This window comes from Streptomyces sp. PTY087I2, assembly GCF_001687325.1.
Taxonomy (GTDB): domain Bacteria; phylum Actinomycetota; class Actinomycetes; order Streptomycetales; family Streptomycetaceae; genus Streptomyces.
In genome coordinates this window covers 216,554-230,325 of record NZ_LZRD01000023.1, presented here as the reverse complement: position 1 = coordinate 230,325, position 13,772 = coordinate 216,554, and the positions used below count along the sequence as shown (strand labels likewise).

The window sequence follows — 13,772 nt, the reverse complement described above, 5'->3', positions numbered from 1 at the left end:
GGTTCTCGACATCACAGTGGTGGGCCCGTTGCGAGGCGCTGCGGTGCGCCCGCTCCGGCGGCCCCGCGCGCCCGGCGGCATGCCGGTGATCGCGCCCATGCCCGCTGCGCGCCCGGCCTCGCTGCCCGCGCAGCGCGGGGGTGCTGAAGAGACGGTGGCAGCAGGAACCACGGTCGACCATCTCACCGAGACCTACCGCGCCCACTACCGCTCCCTGCTCGGCCTCGCGGCCCTGCTGCTGGACGACACCGCGTCCTGCGAGGACGTGGTGCAGGAGGCGTTCATCCGGGTGCACTCCGCGCGCAACCGGGTCCGGGAGCCCGAGAAGACCCTGGCGTACCTCCGGCAGACCGTCGTCAACCTCTCGCGCTCCGCACTGCGCCGCCGCATCCTCGGGCTGAAGCTGCTCTCCAAGCCGATGCCGGACATGGCGAGCGCGGAGGAGGGCGCGTACGACCAGCTGGAGCGGGACGCGCTGATCAAGGCCATGAAGGGGCTCCAGCGACGCCAGCGCGAGGTGCTGGTCCTGCGGTACTTCGCGGACATGACGGAGGCCCAGGTCGCCGAGACGCTGGGGGTCTCGCTGGGGTCGGTGAAGGCGTACGGTTCGCGGGGCATCGCGGCGCTGCGTGTGGTGATGGAGGCCCAGGCATGAGCGGGTCCGAGCAGCGCCCCGAGCAACGTTCCGCCCAGGGCCCCGAGATCCCTGAGCACAGGTACGAGAACGACCCGACGGGAAACGGAATTGTGAACCACGGGCCGGAGAAGACTCCGCACACCGATCCGGACCGCCCACAGGGCGAGAGCACGGCCCCGGGCGAGCCCGAGCCTCCGGAACGGGAGCTGTCGGCGGGCGGGGAGGTCTTGCCGGGCGGCGACGCGGAGGCCCTGCCGGGCGGCGACGCGGAGTCCCGGGCGGGCGGGGACGCGGAGTCCCGGGCGGGCGGTACGGAGGCCGGCGCGGATGCGCGTACGGAGAGCGCTGCGGACGCCCGCGCGGAGACCGCCGACGAAGCGGGTGACGAGGCGGGCACGGGGGCCGGCGCGGAGGCGCGTACGGAGACCGGCGCGGATGCGCGTACGGAGAGCGCCGCGGACGCCCGTGCGGAGGCTGCCGACGAAGCTGGTGACGCGGGTACGGAGACCGGCGCGGACGCCCGCCCGGAGGCCGCCGACGACGTACGTACGAAGTCCGGCGACGACGACACGCATGCAGAGGCAGGCGCCGCCGCCTCCGCCCCCGGTGACGCCGATGCCCCCGCGGCCTCCGACGACGACTTCCTCGCCACACTCACCGACCTCTTCGCCGAAGGCAGACGCGCCCCCGACCGGTCCGGCGGCGAGCTGGACGAGGTGGCCCTGCGCCGCATGCTGCACGGTGCGGTCCGCGACATCACCCCCTCCGAGGGGACCCTCGACCACCTCCACCGCGCCGTTCCCGCCCGCCGGGCCCGGCGGCGGCAGGCCGTCGTCGGGGCGGCCGCGGCCGCCCTGCTGATCGGCACCGCCGTCCCCGCCTTCGTGCACGTGGCGACCTCGGACGGCTCCTCCGCCGCCCGCCCCGCCATCGCCGGACACGGCGAGCAGGCCCAGGGCGGCAACGGGGAGGAGCCCGGCCCCGAGGAGCCGGGCCGGCGGAGCGTGGCGCCCACCGAGCGCGAGAGCGAGGGCGGCAAGGGCGAGGCCGCCCCGGACCCCACCCCCTCCCGGGGCGCGGGGCGCGACCCCGACGCGGCGGTGGCGGGCGAGAAGCCCGACTCCCCGAGCGTGGACCTGGCGTCCCTGCCCGTCTGCGACCCCGGCCAGCTCGGCGTCGCGTCCGCGAGCACCGACGCGCCGGGAGCCGACGGCACGGTCTACGGCAGCTTCAGGATCGCCAACGTGTCCGGCACCGACTGCACGGTCAGCAGCAACGGCACCGTCGGCTTCACCGCCCTCGGCGCCGCCGACTCGCAGAAGATCGTCGTGGTCCAGCACGCGGCGGGCGACGCGGCCCCCGGTCTGCCCGACCCGTCCCAGGAGCCGGGCACGGTGCTGCTGAAGCCGGCCATGGCGTACGAGGTGCGGTTCGCCTGGGTGCCGACCGACACCTGTCCGGCCGTGGGCCCCTCACCGACGCCGACCCCGTCGGACGACGGCGCGGGCGGCTCGGTCGGCGAGGGCGCCGAGAACCAGTCCGGTGTCGAAGCGCAGTGGCTGTACGAGGACGGCGGGACCACGGCCGAGGGCAGCGTCGCCGTGACGCACACCCCGGAGTCGGGAGCGCCCACCGCGCAGACGGAGATCCCCAACGCCTGCTCGGGCACGATCTACCGGACGGGCGTGCTCGCCACGTCGTAGTCCGGCGAGGACGGATCCTCGGGGGCGCCCTGTGGGGTGCCCTCCGGGGACGCCGGGGTCTCGGGGGTCTCCGGGGCGTCCTTCGCATCCGGGCCGGGTTCCTCCGGTACGAGCCCGAGGGCGATGTCCCGCGCGGCCTCGGCCTCGCGCCGCACCAGCCGGAACCACATGAACAGCACGAACGCGGCGAAGACGAACCACTCGCCCGTGTAGCCGAGGTTCTGGAAGGCCTTCAGATCGAGGCCGCTGCCCTCCGGGGCCGCCGCCGGTACGGGCTTCATCGCGCCGCCCGTACCGCCTGCCTCGGCCTTCGGAAGCGTCACCCAGGCGTCGTACACGTCGTAGGGGACGAGGTTCACCAGGGTCGCCGCGCTGATCATGCCGACCTGGCCCGAGGGGAGCCCGCCCCGGACGTCGACGCCGTTGCTGTGGGTGTTCTCGGAGGCCTGGAGGTCGCCGGTCACCGTGACCTCGCCCGTGGGCGCGGCGGGGACCCGGGCGTCGTCCGCGGACCCGGGGAGCCAGCCCCGTACCACCGGCAGGGCCTTGCCGGTGTCCGTCCGCAGCAGGTTCAGGACGTAGAAGCCCCGCCGGTCGTCCAGCTCACGGCCGGGCACCAGGAACTGGTCGGCGTACGTCCCGGTGGCGGTGGCCGGGCGGCCGGACGTCACCTTGTCGACGGGCAGCAGCTCGTCCAGGGGTTTCGCGGCCCGGGTGCCCGGATCGGGCGCCTTCTCCGCCTGGGCGTGCGACTGCACACGGTCCTCGAAGCGGCCGAGCTGCCAGGTGCCCATGAACACGCAGAACGGGATGGCCAGCACGACGAAGAGGTTGATCCCCCACCACCGTGGGGTCAGCAGGAACCGGTACACCCCTCAAAGGTACGGTTCCCCGCCCCGGCGCCCCGGAGCGGGGTCCGTGATTTATCTGGCCCTTACGCCCCCTGGACGGCACCACCCCCCAGGTGCTTCAGGGCGAACTCCAGCTCCAGCCGCACCTGCTTGATCCGCTCCTCCACCACGAGCGAGCCGTGCCCGGCGTCGTAGCGGTAGACCTCGTGGACCGCGCCGCGCGCCGCCAGCCGGTCCACGTAGTTCTCCACCTGACGGATGGGGCAGCGCGGATCGTTGACGCCCGCCGAGATGTAGACGGGGGCGCGCACCGCGTCGACGTACGTCAGCGGGGACGAGGCCGTAAACCGCTCGGGAACCTCCTCCGGCGTGCCGCCCAGCAGCGTGCGGTCCATCGCCTTCAGGGCCTCCATCTCGTCGTGGTACGCGGTGACGTAGTCCGCGACGGGGACGGCGGCCAGGCCCAGCGCCCAGGCGTCGGGCTGGGTGCCGAGGCCGAGCAGGGTCAGATAGCCGCCCCAGGACCCGCCGGCCAGGACCAGGCGCTCCGGGTCCGCGAGCCCGGAGGCGACGGACCACTCCCGTACGGCGGCGATGTCCTCCAGCTCGATCAGGCCGACCCGGTGCTTCAGCGCGTCCGTCCAGGCACGGCCGTAACCCGTGGAGCCGCGGTAGTTGACCCGTACGACCGCGAAACCGTGGTCCACCCAGGCGGCCGGACCGGAGGCGAAGGCGTCGCTGTCGTGCCAGGTCGGCCCGCCGTGGATCTCGAAGACGGTGGGGAACGGGCCCTCACCGGTGGCGGGCTTCTGCACGAGGGCGTGGATCCGGCCGCCGGGCCCCTCCACCCACGCGTCCTCGACGGGCACCGACGCCGGGGCCTTGGCACCGGGCGGATCCAGGACCACGGCACCGCTGGTCGACCGCACCACGGGCGGCTGCGCGGCCGAGGACCACAGGTACTCCACGGTCCCGTCCGGCCGGGCCGTGGCGCCGGAGACCGTACCGGCGGGGGTCTCCACGCGCACGGGCGCCGCGGCCCCCGGTTCGTACCGCCACAGCTCGCTGCGGGCCTCGAACTCGTGCTCGACGAGCAGCGCGGAGCCGTCCGGATACCACTCGGCCCCCACATCGCCCGGCAGATCGATCGGCAGCGGGGTCTCCGTGCCCGCGACCGGGTCCCAGATCATCGGCTCCCAGCGGCCCCGGCGCTGATGCCCGACGAGGAGCCGGGTGTCCCCGGCGACCGGAGCGAAGCCCAGCACGCTGAGCCCCAGCTCCTTCGTGCCGCCCTCGGTGTCGTCCAGCTCGGCCACGGTCGACCCGTCGGGGCGGACCACGCGCAGCGCGGAGTGCATCGCGTCGCCGTGCTCGGTGTGCTCCAGCGCGATCAGCGTCCCGTCGTGCGAGAGGTCCCCGACGCCCGCGGACTCCCGGTGCCGGTAGATCTCCACGGGCTCCGCGCCCGGCGCCCGCACCAGATGGACCGTCGTGCCGTCCTCGTCGGTCGACCGGCCGATCACCGCCGAACCGTCCCGCCCGATGGCCAGACCCGCCGGATAGGAGGCCGCGAGCCCCGGCGCGGCCGGCTCGTCCTCCCCGCCGCCGAACGGCTGGCGCATCCACACCCCGAACTCGTCACCGTCGGTGTCGCTGAACCACCAGATGGCCTCCCCGTCGGGCGTCAGCACCCCGTCGGTGGTCCCGTTGGGCCGGTCGGTCACCTGCCGCTGCCGCCCGCTCGCCCGGTCCCACGCGTACAGCTCGTAGGTCCCGGTGGCGTTGGAGACGAACAGCGAGCGGTCGGGAGCGTCCTCGGCCCAGTCCGGAAGGGACACCCGGGGCGCGCGGAACCGCTGCTCCCACTCGGGCGCGGTCGAGGCGTTCTGTGATTGGCTCATGCACTCCATCCAACCCGATCGGCCGCTTCGCCGGGGACCCTGTGGATAACCTCTCCGCCGACCCTGCCGGTCTCCCGCACTCTGTGGATAACCGGTCGCGTTCCGCCGGGCACGTCGGTAGCTTCCCGGGCATGTACTCCCCGACCCCGGACGACTGGCACGCGGCCAACCGCGCGCGCTGGGACGAACGCGTGCCGATCCATGTGGCGAGCGACTACTACGAGCTGGACGCGTTCCTGGCCGGCAAGGACGCGCTGCGCGCCTTCGAGCTGGCCGAGGTCGGGGACGTCACGGGGAAGACCCTGCTGCACCTCCAGTGCCATTTCGGCCTGGACACCCTGTCCTGGGCGCGGCACGGCGCCGCGCAGGTCGTGGGCCTCGACTTCTCCGAGCCCGCCGTCGAGACCGCCCGGGGGCTGGCCGGGTCGCTGGGGCTCGGGCCGGACCGGGCGGCGTTCGTCGTGGCCGATGTGTACGACGCCCAGGTCGCCGTTCCCGATTCCGCGTACGACATCGTCTACACGGGCATCGGCGCGCTGGGCTGGCTGCCCGACATCGACCGCTGGGCCGAGACCGCCGCGTCGCTGGTCGCGCCCGGCGGGTTCCTCTACCTGGCGGAGTTCCATCCGCTGACCGACTCGATGGACGCGAGCGGTTCGGTGGTCACCGACGACTACTTCAGCCGCGACGCCTGGGTGGACGAGACACCGGGCACGTACGCCGACCTCGACGCGCCGACCGTGCACAACCGCAGCGTCGAGTGGCAGCACCCGGTGGGCCGGGTGGTGACGGCGCTCGCCTCGGCGGGGCTGCGGATCGAGTTCCTCCACGAGCACGACGTCTCGCTCGTCCCGCGCTTCGACACGCTGGAGCGCCACGCGGACGGCCACTACCGCTTCCCGGCGGGGCGGCCGAGGATCCCGCTCATGTACTCGATCAAGGCGACCCGCCCGGTGGGGGGTCAGAGATAACCGCAGGCCGGAGTCGCCCCGCGGGGCTTCTCCCGGCGATTGTCAGTGGTGGGGGTCACACTCGTTTCCATGACCGACATGACAGGAAGTGCTTCGGGAACGGCGACGACGGCTGCCCTGCGCGGGGCGGTGGAGACGTACTGGTCGGCGGCCGAGGCGCGCGACTGGAGCGCGTTCGGGGCGACCCTCGCCGAGGACGTGGTGTACGAACTGCCGCAGACGCGCGAGCGGATCCGCGGCAAGGAGCGCTATCTCCGGTTCAACGAGGAGTATCCGGGCGACTGGCACGTCCGGGTCGAGCGGATCGTCGCCGACGCGGAGGGGCGGCAGGCCGCGGCCCGGACCGGGTTCACGGTGACGGGGGAGCAGGAGGGCGAGCCACCGCAGGAGTTGGACGCGATCCACTTCTTCACGTTCGACGAGAGCGGGCTGATCACCGGGGTGACGGACTTCTGGCCCGAGTCGTACGAGCCTCCGGCCGGCCGGGAGCATCTGGTCGAGCGCTACTGAGAACGGCGGCCCACCGGTCGTCCGGTGAACCGCCGCTGCCTCGTTCAGCTTGTTCTGCCGTCCTACACCGCCGAGCGGAAGGCGGGCAGATAGCCGCCCGACTGCCCCGCGGCCTTGGGGTGGTAGGAGTTGTAGACCGGCACGGTGACGCTGTGCAGCCAGGCGTCGCCCGAGCACAGCTCGTGTCCGGTGAACTCGTCCACCACGCTGGAGAAGGTGAACCCGGCGTCGGCGGACCGCTTGGCGATGACGTCGTTCAGCACGTCCGACGCGTTGTTGATCGCGGCCCGTTCGGCCTCGCTGAGACCGGCGATGCAGCTGCCGGACAGCTGGTAGAAGCGGGGGTAGCCGAGCACCACGACCTGGGCCTGCGGGGCGCGGGCCCGGATGCTGCCGTAGAGCGAATCGAGCCTGCCGGGCAGGGTGTTGTTCATCTGCGCGACGGCCGCGTCCACGCTGCTGAGACAGGTGGCCTCGCTGCCGAGCACGCAGTCCTGCATGACGTCGGCGAACCCGACGTCATTGCCTCCGGCGGTGACGCTGACCAGCGAGGTGGACGCGTTGAGCACGCCGAGCTGGCTGCTCGCCACGGACGAGGTCGTCGCCCCCGAGCAGGCGACGAAGTCGAACGAGGCGGGGGAGTTGGCCGCCTGCCACAGATAGGGGTAGGCGGCGGTGCTGCGCCGGCAGTCGCCGCTGTCGGAGAGGTAGCTTCCGGCGCCGACGCCCGAGGAGTAGGAGTCGCCGAGCGCGGCATAGCCGCCCGCGGCGGCCGAGTCGGCGGCGGAAGCCGGCCCGGCGACACCGATGACCGCCACGGCGGCGAGCGCGAGAGTGGAGAGAGATGCCCAAATTCTTCGTACTGACATGGCTGCCAGCCCTTCGAAGCGTGGGGGGATGTGGGGATGGGCAGTTTCTAGCAGCTCCCGGTACCCGCCGGTAATGCCCGTGCGAGAAGTCGTCTGATATGCCCGAATGATCGTTCGGTGGGTCGTGCTCCGCGCGTAGATAAACCTCAACTCCGTGACGGAGAAGGCAAGTTCGGGGGAATTCTGTGTGCGGCCCGGAGGGCTCCGAGAGCCCCGGGGATCCCGCGAATCCGACGGGTTCATCCGGGCGGCTCAACGCCGGGCGCGCAGAGGGGCGCTGAGATTCAGCCTTCGGTGTACGGGGGGAGTTGGGCGGCCCCGACCCAGACCCGGGTGATGGCGCTGACGTAGCGGGCCCCGCAGCGGTCCCGGGGCATCACCAGCTGGCTGCCCTCCGGCTCCAGCGGCCGGTCGTCCATGCGGGTGGCGAGCAGCACGGGCGCATCGCCGAAGTCCGCGTCGATCTCCGCCCAGGACAGCACCGCGTGGTGCCCGTCCCCGCCCGTGACGGCCAGCAGGAAGCGCGAGCGGTCCTTGCGCCGGCGGACGTCGAAGGCCGGGCCCGCGTCCGCGACGACCTCCCGCAGCAACGGCCCCTCGAACGTGTGGTGTTGCGGGCCTTCCTTCGCGCAGTCGAACGTCACCTCCGCGCGGTGCTGCTCCCAGCCCCCGCGCAGATCGGTGACCGTGAGCGTCACGGGCCGGTGCAACGCGCCGACCAGGGCGAGCGACCGTACCGCCACGCCCCGCGTTCCGAGTCGGTCCACCGGCATGGGCTGCCCCCCTAAGGTCTGTCGGGAGTCTCCGTCGGCGATCCGGCCCGCCGCGATCCACGCCCTACGTCGCGATCCACGCCCTACGTGATGCCCGCAAGCGCCGCCCGGAAATCCCGTGCCCCCTCAAAAGCCAGCGAAAATACCCTTCTTCCATCGCAACCGACAACACGGACCCGCCGTTCTCATAGCACCTGTGGCTTCCCCGACGCCTCGTCGATGGCCAGCCACACCCGGTCGCGGGTCAGCGGCAGATCGGTGAAGCGGATGCCCGTCGCATCGCGCAGCGCGTTGGCGAAGGCCGGGGCGACCGGGTTGAACGGGCTCTCGCTCATCGACTTCGCGCCCAGCGGCCCGATCGCGTCCGAGGTCTCCATGAAGTGCACCTCGGTGCGCGGCACATCGGCGTACTGCGGCAGCCGGTAGCGGCGGAACGCGGCCGTCGTCACCTCGCCGCGCTCGTCGAGCCGGACGTTCTCGAAGAGCGTCGCGCCGAGCGCCTGCGCCACCCCGCCCTCCACCTGCCCCCGGCACTGCATCGGGTTCATCACCTTGCCCGCGTCGGCGGCGTGCACGCTGCGCAGGATGCGGATCTCGCCGGTACCCGGATCCACGGCGAGCCGGAACCACTGGGCGTTGAACGCCACCGAGCGCGGCGAACCGCCCCAGTGCCCGTCGGCCGACAACTCCCGCCCGGCCGCGCGGGCGGCCTGGAACAGCTCTTTCAGGCTGATCGCGCGCCCGGCGCACTCCACCGCGTCCACCGTCAGCCGGCAGTCGCCCGGAGCCGCCCCCAGCTGCCCCGCCGCGAACTCCAGGATCTGCACGGCGAGCGCGTCGGCGGCCCGCATCACGGCCTTTCCCGCCACCACCGTCCCGGCCGAGCCGAACGCGCCCGTGTCATGCCGGACGACATCGGTGTCCGACTGCCGGATCACGATCCGGTCCACCGTCGTGGACAGCGCCCCGGCGGTGATCTGCTGGTGGACGGTCGTGGTGCCGTTGCCGAACTCGGCGGTCCCGACGGCGATGTCGTACGTCCCGTCCGGGAGGAGCTTCACGGTCGCGTCGGCGAAATGACCGCCGGGCGGCCCGGTGGCGATCATCGACATCCCGGTGCCCTGACCGACGAGCCACCCCTCCGGCACGTCGTCGGCCGACCCGTCCCCGTACCGCCGGATCGCGTCCCGTACGACCTGGAGGCACTGGTCGAGCCCGTAGCTGGCGATCTCCAGGTCCTCCTCCTCGCCGCCGGGGCTGAGCATCGGCTCGCCGGGCCCGATGATGTTGCGCTCACGGAAGACCAGGGGATCGACGCCCGTGCGGCGGGCCAGCTCGTCCATCACGGACTCGACGGCGAAGACGACCTGCCCGAGCCCGTAGCCCCGGAAGGCCCCGGCGGGAACGGAGTTGGTGTACACGGAGAAGGCGTCGACCTTCTTGTGCGGGGCGCGGTAGACGGCCATCGACTCGCCGACGCTGTGGAACATCACCGCCGGACCGTGATTGCCGTACGCCCCGGTGTTCGCCACCACGCGCAGCTGGAGCGCGGTCAGCGTGCCGTCCGCCCGGGCCCCCGCCCGTACCCGGATGGTGAACGGGTGGCGGGTGGTCGCCCCGTAGAACTGCTCGGGGCGCGTGTACTCCAGCTTCACCGGCCGCCGCAGCCGCATCACGGCGAGCGCCACGATGTCCTCGACGAGCATCTCCTGCTTTCCGCCGAAGCCGCCGCCGACCCGGCCCGCCAGCACCCGTACCTGCTTCAGCTCCAGGTCGAACAGCGCGCACAGCGCCCGCCGGGTGAGGAAGGGGGTCTGGGTGCTGGAGCGCACGGTCAGCCGCTCCTGACCGTCCTCGCCCGCCTCGTACCAGGCGACCGCGCCGTGCGTCTCCAGGCTGGCGTGCTGGACGCGCTGGGTGCGGAAGGTCTCCTCGTACACGACGTCCGCCTCGGCGAACCCCTCCTCCACCGACCCGATCTCCCCGTGGACTTCCCCCACGACGTTGCTCTCCGGCCGGGCGATGCGCGACTCGGGGCCCTTGTCGTGGATGACGGGAGCGCCGGGCGCCATGGCCGCCTCCGGGTCGACGACGTACGGGAGTTGCTCGTACACCACCTCGATACGGCGGCAGCCCTCCTCGGCCGCTCCCTCGCTGTCCGCGACGACGGCGGCGACGCGCTGGCCGATGTAGCGGACGGTGTCGTCCAGGAGCCGGGTGTCGTCGGGGTCCTCGGTGGGGTGCTCGTGGCGGGCGGTGGAGTAGAGGCGCTCGGGGGCGTCGTGATGGGTGAGGACCAGGTGCACGCCGGGGACGCGCAGGGCGGCCGAGGTGTCGATGGAGACGATGCGGGCGTGCGGATGCGGGGAGCGCAGCAGTTTCATGTGGAGGAGGCCGGGAACGTCGACGTCGAAGGTGTAGCGCGCGGTGCCGGTGACCACCAGCGGCCCGGCGGGCGCCCCCGGATTCCGCCCGACGGCCTGCCCGGCCCCGGGATCCTCGGTGTGCCGTACGCCGCGCACCGCGTCCTCGATGGCCCGGTAGCCGGTGCAGCGGCAGATGTTCCCCTTGAAGGCCCGCGGCAGATCGTCGAGCTGCTCCTCGTCGAGCGCGGCCGTCGTCATCAGGTACCCGGCGGTGCAGAACCCGCACTGGAACCCCTGCGCGTCAAGGAACCGGCGCTGTACGGGATGGAGTTCGCCGTCCGCGTCGGCCAGCCCCTCCACGGTGGTGACGGCGCGCCCCTCGGCCCGTACGGCGGGGTAGATGCAGCTGTGGACGGGTTCGCCGTCGACGTGGACGGTGCAGGCGCCGCAGTCCCCGGCGTCGCAGCCCTTCTTGACGCCGAACCAGCCGCGGTCGCGCAGATAGGTGCGCAGACACTGGCCGGGGCGCGGCTCGTCGTCGAAGGGCTGGTCGTTGACCCGGATCGAGTACGTCATCGAAGCCCTCCCGGGGCCGGTGCGTCGGCGGTGTCGGTGGTGCCGGCTGTCAGTTCCCGGCGGATCTCCTCGGCGAAGCGGAGGGCCATGTGCCGCCGCCACGCGGGCAGTCCGTGGATGTCGTCGAACCAGTCCTCCGCCCGGACCGCCGCGTCGATCACCGTGCGTAGCGTGTCCCGGTCCGGCGGCAGCGGGAACCAGAAGCGGAACGGCCGGACCGTCGCCGCGCTCACCGTCACGGTGAGCGACCCGTCCACCGGGTCCAGGGCCCCGATGACGAGGGCCCCCGAGCGCCCGAGCCCGTACAGGGACGCCTGCCGGAAGGCGGTACGGGAGGCGAGGGCGCGGGCGGGCAGGGTCACCGACCGCAGCAGCTCACCCTCGCCGAGGTCCTTGCGCCCCGCCCCGACGACGAAGTCCGCGGCCTTCACCCGGCGCAGCGAACCGTCCTGGGCGCGCAGCAGGCACACCCCGTCCAGGGCGGCGGTGAGCGAGATCATCGGCCCCGCGGGCAGGGCGTTGCAGAGGTTCCCGCCCACGGTGGCCATGTTCCAGATCTTGAACGAGGCGAGGAAGGCGCGGCAGCACTGCTCGACCAGGGGAGCCGCGGTCGCGCCCCAGCTCCTCCCGAACCGCGAGAGCTGCGCGATCGTGCAGGTCGCCGCGATCTCCAGCGACCCGTCCGGCAGCTCCCGCACCGGCTCCCAGCCCATCCGGCCGAGATCCACGAGCCGGCGCAGATGCGGCTGGGGCTCGGAGAACAGATAGGTGCCCCCGCCGAGCCAGGCGTCGCCCGGCCGCCAGGGAACGGGGCTGCGGGCGTCCCGTACGTCGAGCACCGTGTTGAGGTCCATGCCCGCCAGTGAAGCCGCGCGAACGGGCCCCGCACGACTGGTTCACCGTACGGAAATACACCAGGCAGAAGCCGTAACGCTGGAGGAACAACCAAGAGGTGTTTGCGCCACCTGGCCTTGCATTTACGATGCAATGACTCGTCTCGACCTCGTGAATGTGAGATGCCGGGAGGGGTGCCCGGAACCCCGCAAGGAGACCGCCCATGCACGTCGAAGACCTTCTCCGGCTGGAGTCCCTGGACCTGACCCTGCTCTGGGGCGACCGCCCGCAGCTCACCCGGGAGATCAGCGGCGTGACCGCGACGGACCTGGAGGACCCGGGGCGCTTCCTCCAGCGCGGCGAGCTGGTGCTCAGCGGACTGGTGTGGTGGGCCCCGGCGGACGACGAGGCCAAGGCGGAACGATTCGTCGCCGCCCTGGGGGAGGCCGGAGCGGCGGCCCTGCTGGCCGGCGAGGAGACGCACGGGGGCGTGCCGGACGTGCTCGTCGAGGCGTGCCGGCGGCACGGCATCGCGATCCTCTCGGTGCCGGTGCACACGTCGTTCCGGGCCGTCACCGACACGGTGTACCTCCGGCAGTGGGGCGACCTGAGCCGCCGCCCCGCCGCCCCCTACGCGCTGCCCGAGAACGTCCGGGCGGAGCTGAGCCGGCTCCTGGCGGACGGCACGGACCCGGACACGCTGCTCACCCGGGCCGTCGCCCATCTGGGCACTCCGCCCGCGTACGTCCTCAGCGCCACGGGCCGCACGATCGCCCGCACCCCGACGGCCGCGCCGCTGCCGGTGAGCCGGGCGGCCGAGGCCCTGACGGCGACCACGACCCTGAGCGTCGACCCGGACGCCTCGCCGTACGGCCAGTGGCATCTGCACCTGCCCGAGCCGGTCGGGACGCCGCCGCGCATGCTGCACGAGATAGCCGAGGTGCTCGCCCAGCACCGCCGGACGGCGCGCCGCCGCGAGACGACCGCCCGCGCCCTGGCCTCGGACCTCCTGGCCCTGATCGACACCCCGTCGAGCCCGGCCGCCCCGGCGGCGCTGCGGAGGGCGCTGGAGGCGTGCGGACTGGCGGATCAGGACCCGTACACGGTGATCACGGTGAAGGGGGAGGCGGACGACGACGGCACCCTCGATGCCCTGACCGAGGCGCTGCACCACCTGACGGATCGCGGTTTCGCGGTGGGGAGGCTGCCGACGGGGGAACCGGGGGAGGCGACGGCGGTGATCGGCACGTCCGCTGAGTCGGGCGAGGACCCCATCGCAACGGCACTCAAGAGCCTCTGGCCGACACTCCAGTCCCGTAACGGGAGCGTCCCCTTCCACGGCGGCATGAGCACCCCGGCCGCCACCCCGCAGCTCCTCAAGGGCGCGCTGACGCAGGCGCGTTACGCACTGACGGCGGCGCGCTCGGAGAAGGCGCAGGGGACCGCGGCGTCCACGTCCCGCCTGACGGCGATCGATGAGCTCACGACGCTCGATGCCCTGCTCACGGGCATCCCCTCCGACGTACGTACGGCTTTCGGCATCCACGCGCTGGGTGCGCTCGCCGACGCCACGAACCCGTCGCACCGGATGCTGCTGGAGACCCTGGACGTCTTCCTCACGCACAACGGCTCCTGGGCCCGGACGGCCGAGGCGCTGCATCTGCACGTCAACACCGTGCACTACCGCATCCAGCGCGTGGAGATGCTGACGGGCCGCGACCTGGCCCGGCTGGACCACAAGCTGGACCTGAAGGCGGCACTGCTCTGCCGCTGACCCGAGG

The 13,772-nt window shown here is 72.9% G+C and carries 11 protein-coding genes; 5 read left to right on the top strand and 6 right to left on the bottom strand.

Annotated features, from left to right (window positions below):
• Positions 1–79 precede the first annotated feature (79 nt).
• Positions 80–655 (top strand): SigE family RNA polymerase sigma factor, encoded by a 576-nt coding sequence (locus A3Q37_RS25555; RefSeq protein WP_030721966.1) that lies wholly within the window; start codon positions 80–82, stop codon positions 653–655.
• Entirely contained in the window at positions 652–2,340 is a 1,689-nt protein-coding gene (locus tag A3Q37_RS25550; protein ID WP_065487961.1) for a hypothetical protein, read from the top strand. Before A3Q37_RS25555 ends, A3Q37_RS25550 begins: the two co-directional genes overlap by 4 nt.
• Here A3Q37_RS25550 and A3Q37_RS25545 read toward each other — a convergent pair.
• Complete coding sequence (locus A3Q37_RS25545; protein WP_065487960.1) at positions 2,310–3,212, bottom strand: SURF1 family protein; 903 nt, start codon at positions 3,210–3,212, stop codon at positions 2,310–2,312. The two genes, A3Q37_RS25550 and A3Q37_RS25545, sit on opposite strands and share 31 nt — an antisense overlap.
• Before the next feature lie 62 nt (positions 3,213–3,274).
• Positions 3,275–5,101, bottom strand: coding sequence for a prolyl oligopeptidase family serine peptidase (locus A3Q37_RS25540; RefSeq protein WP_065487959.1), 1,827 nt, complete (start codon positions 5,099–5,101; stop codon positions 3,275–3,277).
• 122 nt (positions 5,102–5,223) lie between these two features.
• Here A3Q37_RS25540 and A3Q37_RS25535 point away from each other — a divergent pair, with 122 nt between their 5' ends.
• Both A3Q37_RS25535 and A3Q37_RS25530 read left to right on the top strand, forming a co-directional pair.
• Complete coding sequence (locus A3Q37_RS25535) at positions 5,224–6,063, top strand: bifunctional 2-polyprenyl-6-hydroxyphenol methylase/3-demethylubiquinol 3-O-methyltransferase UbiG (protein WP_065487958.1); 840 nt, start codon at positions 5,224–5,226, stop codon at positions 6,061–6,063.
• Between the two features lie 78 nt (positions 6,064–6,141).
• Positions 6,142–6,573 carry a nuclear transport factor 2 family protein gene (locus A3Q37_RS25530; protein WP_176711512.1) on the top strand — a complete coding sequence of 144 codons (432 nt, stop codon included), beginning with the start codon at positions 6,142–6,144 and terminating at the stop codon, positions 6,571–6,573.
• A gap of 62 nt (positions 6,574–6,635) precedes the next feature.
• Here the strand turns inward: A3Q37_RS25530 and A3Q37_RS25525 are convergent, their stop codons facing one another.
• From A3Q37_RS25525 to A3Q37_RS25510, 4 genes are all read right to left on the bottom strand, one after another.
• Positions 6,636–7,442, bottom strand: a complete 807-nt coding sequence (locus A3Q37_RS25525) for an SGNH/GDSL hydrolase family protein (protein WP_065487956.1) — start codon at positions 7,440–7,442, stop codon at positions 6,636–6,638.
• Positions 7,443–7,726: 284 nt separating this feature from the next.
• Positions 7,727–8,215, bottom strand: coding sequence for a molybdopterin-dependent oxidoreductase (locus A3Q37_RS25520; protein ID WP_065487955.1), 489 nt, complete (start codon positions 8,213–8,215; stop codon positions 7,727–7,729).
• A 185-nt stretch (positions 8,216–8,400) separates the two neighbouring features.
• Positions 8,401–11,157, bottom strand: coding sequence for a molybdopterin-dependent oxidoreductase (locus A3Q37_RS25515; protein ID WP_065487954.1), 2,757 nt, complete (start codon positions 11,155–11,157; stop codon positions 8,401–8,403).
• Positions 11,154–12,011 carry a xanthine dehydrogenase family protein subunit M gene (locus tag A3Q37_RS25510; protein WP_065487953.1) on the bottom strand — a complete coding sequence of 286 codons (858 nt, stop codon included), beginning with the start codon at positions 12,009–12,011 and terminating at the stop codon, positions 11,154–11,156. The genes A3Q37_RS25515 and A3Q37_RS25510 overlap by 4 nt, the downstream gene beginning before the upstream one ends.
• 203 nt (positions 12,012–12,214) lie before the next feature.
• Between A3Q37_RS25510 and A3Q37_RS25505 the strand changes: the two genes are divergently transcribed.
• Positions 12,215–13,765 (top strand): PucR family transcriptional regulator ligand-binding domain-containing protein, encoded by a 1,551-nt coding sequence (locus A3Q37_RS25505; RefSeq protein ID WP_065487952.1) that lies wholly within the window; start codon positions 12,215–12,217, stop codon positions 13,763–13,765.
• Positions 13,766–13,772 lie beyond the last annotated feature (7 nt).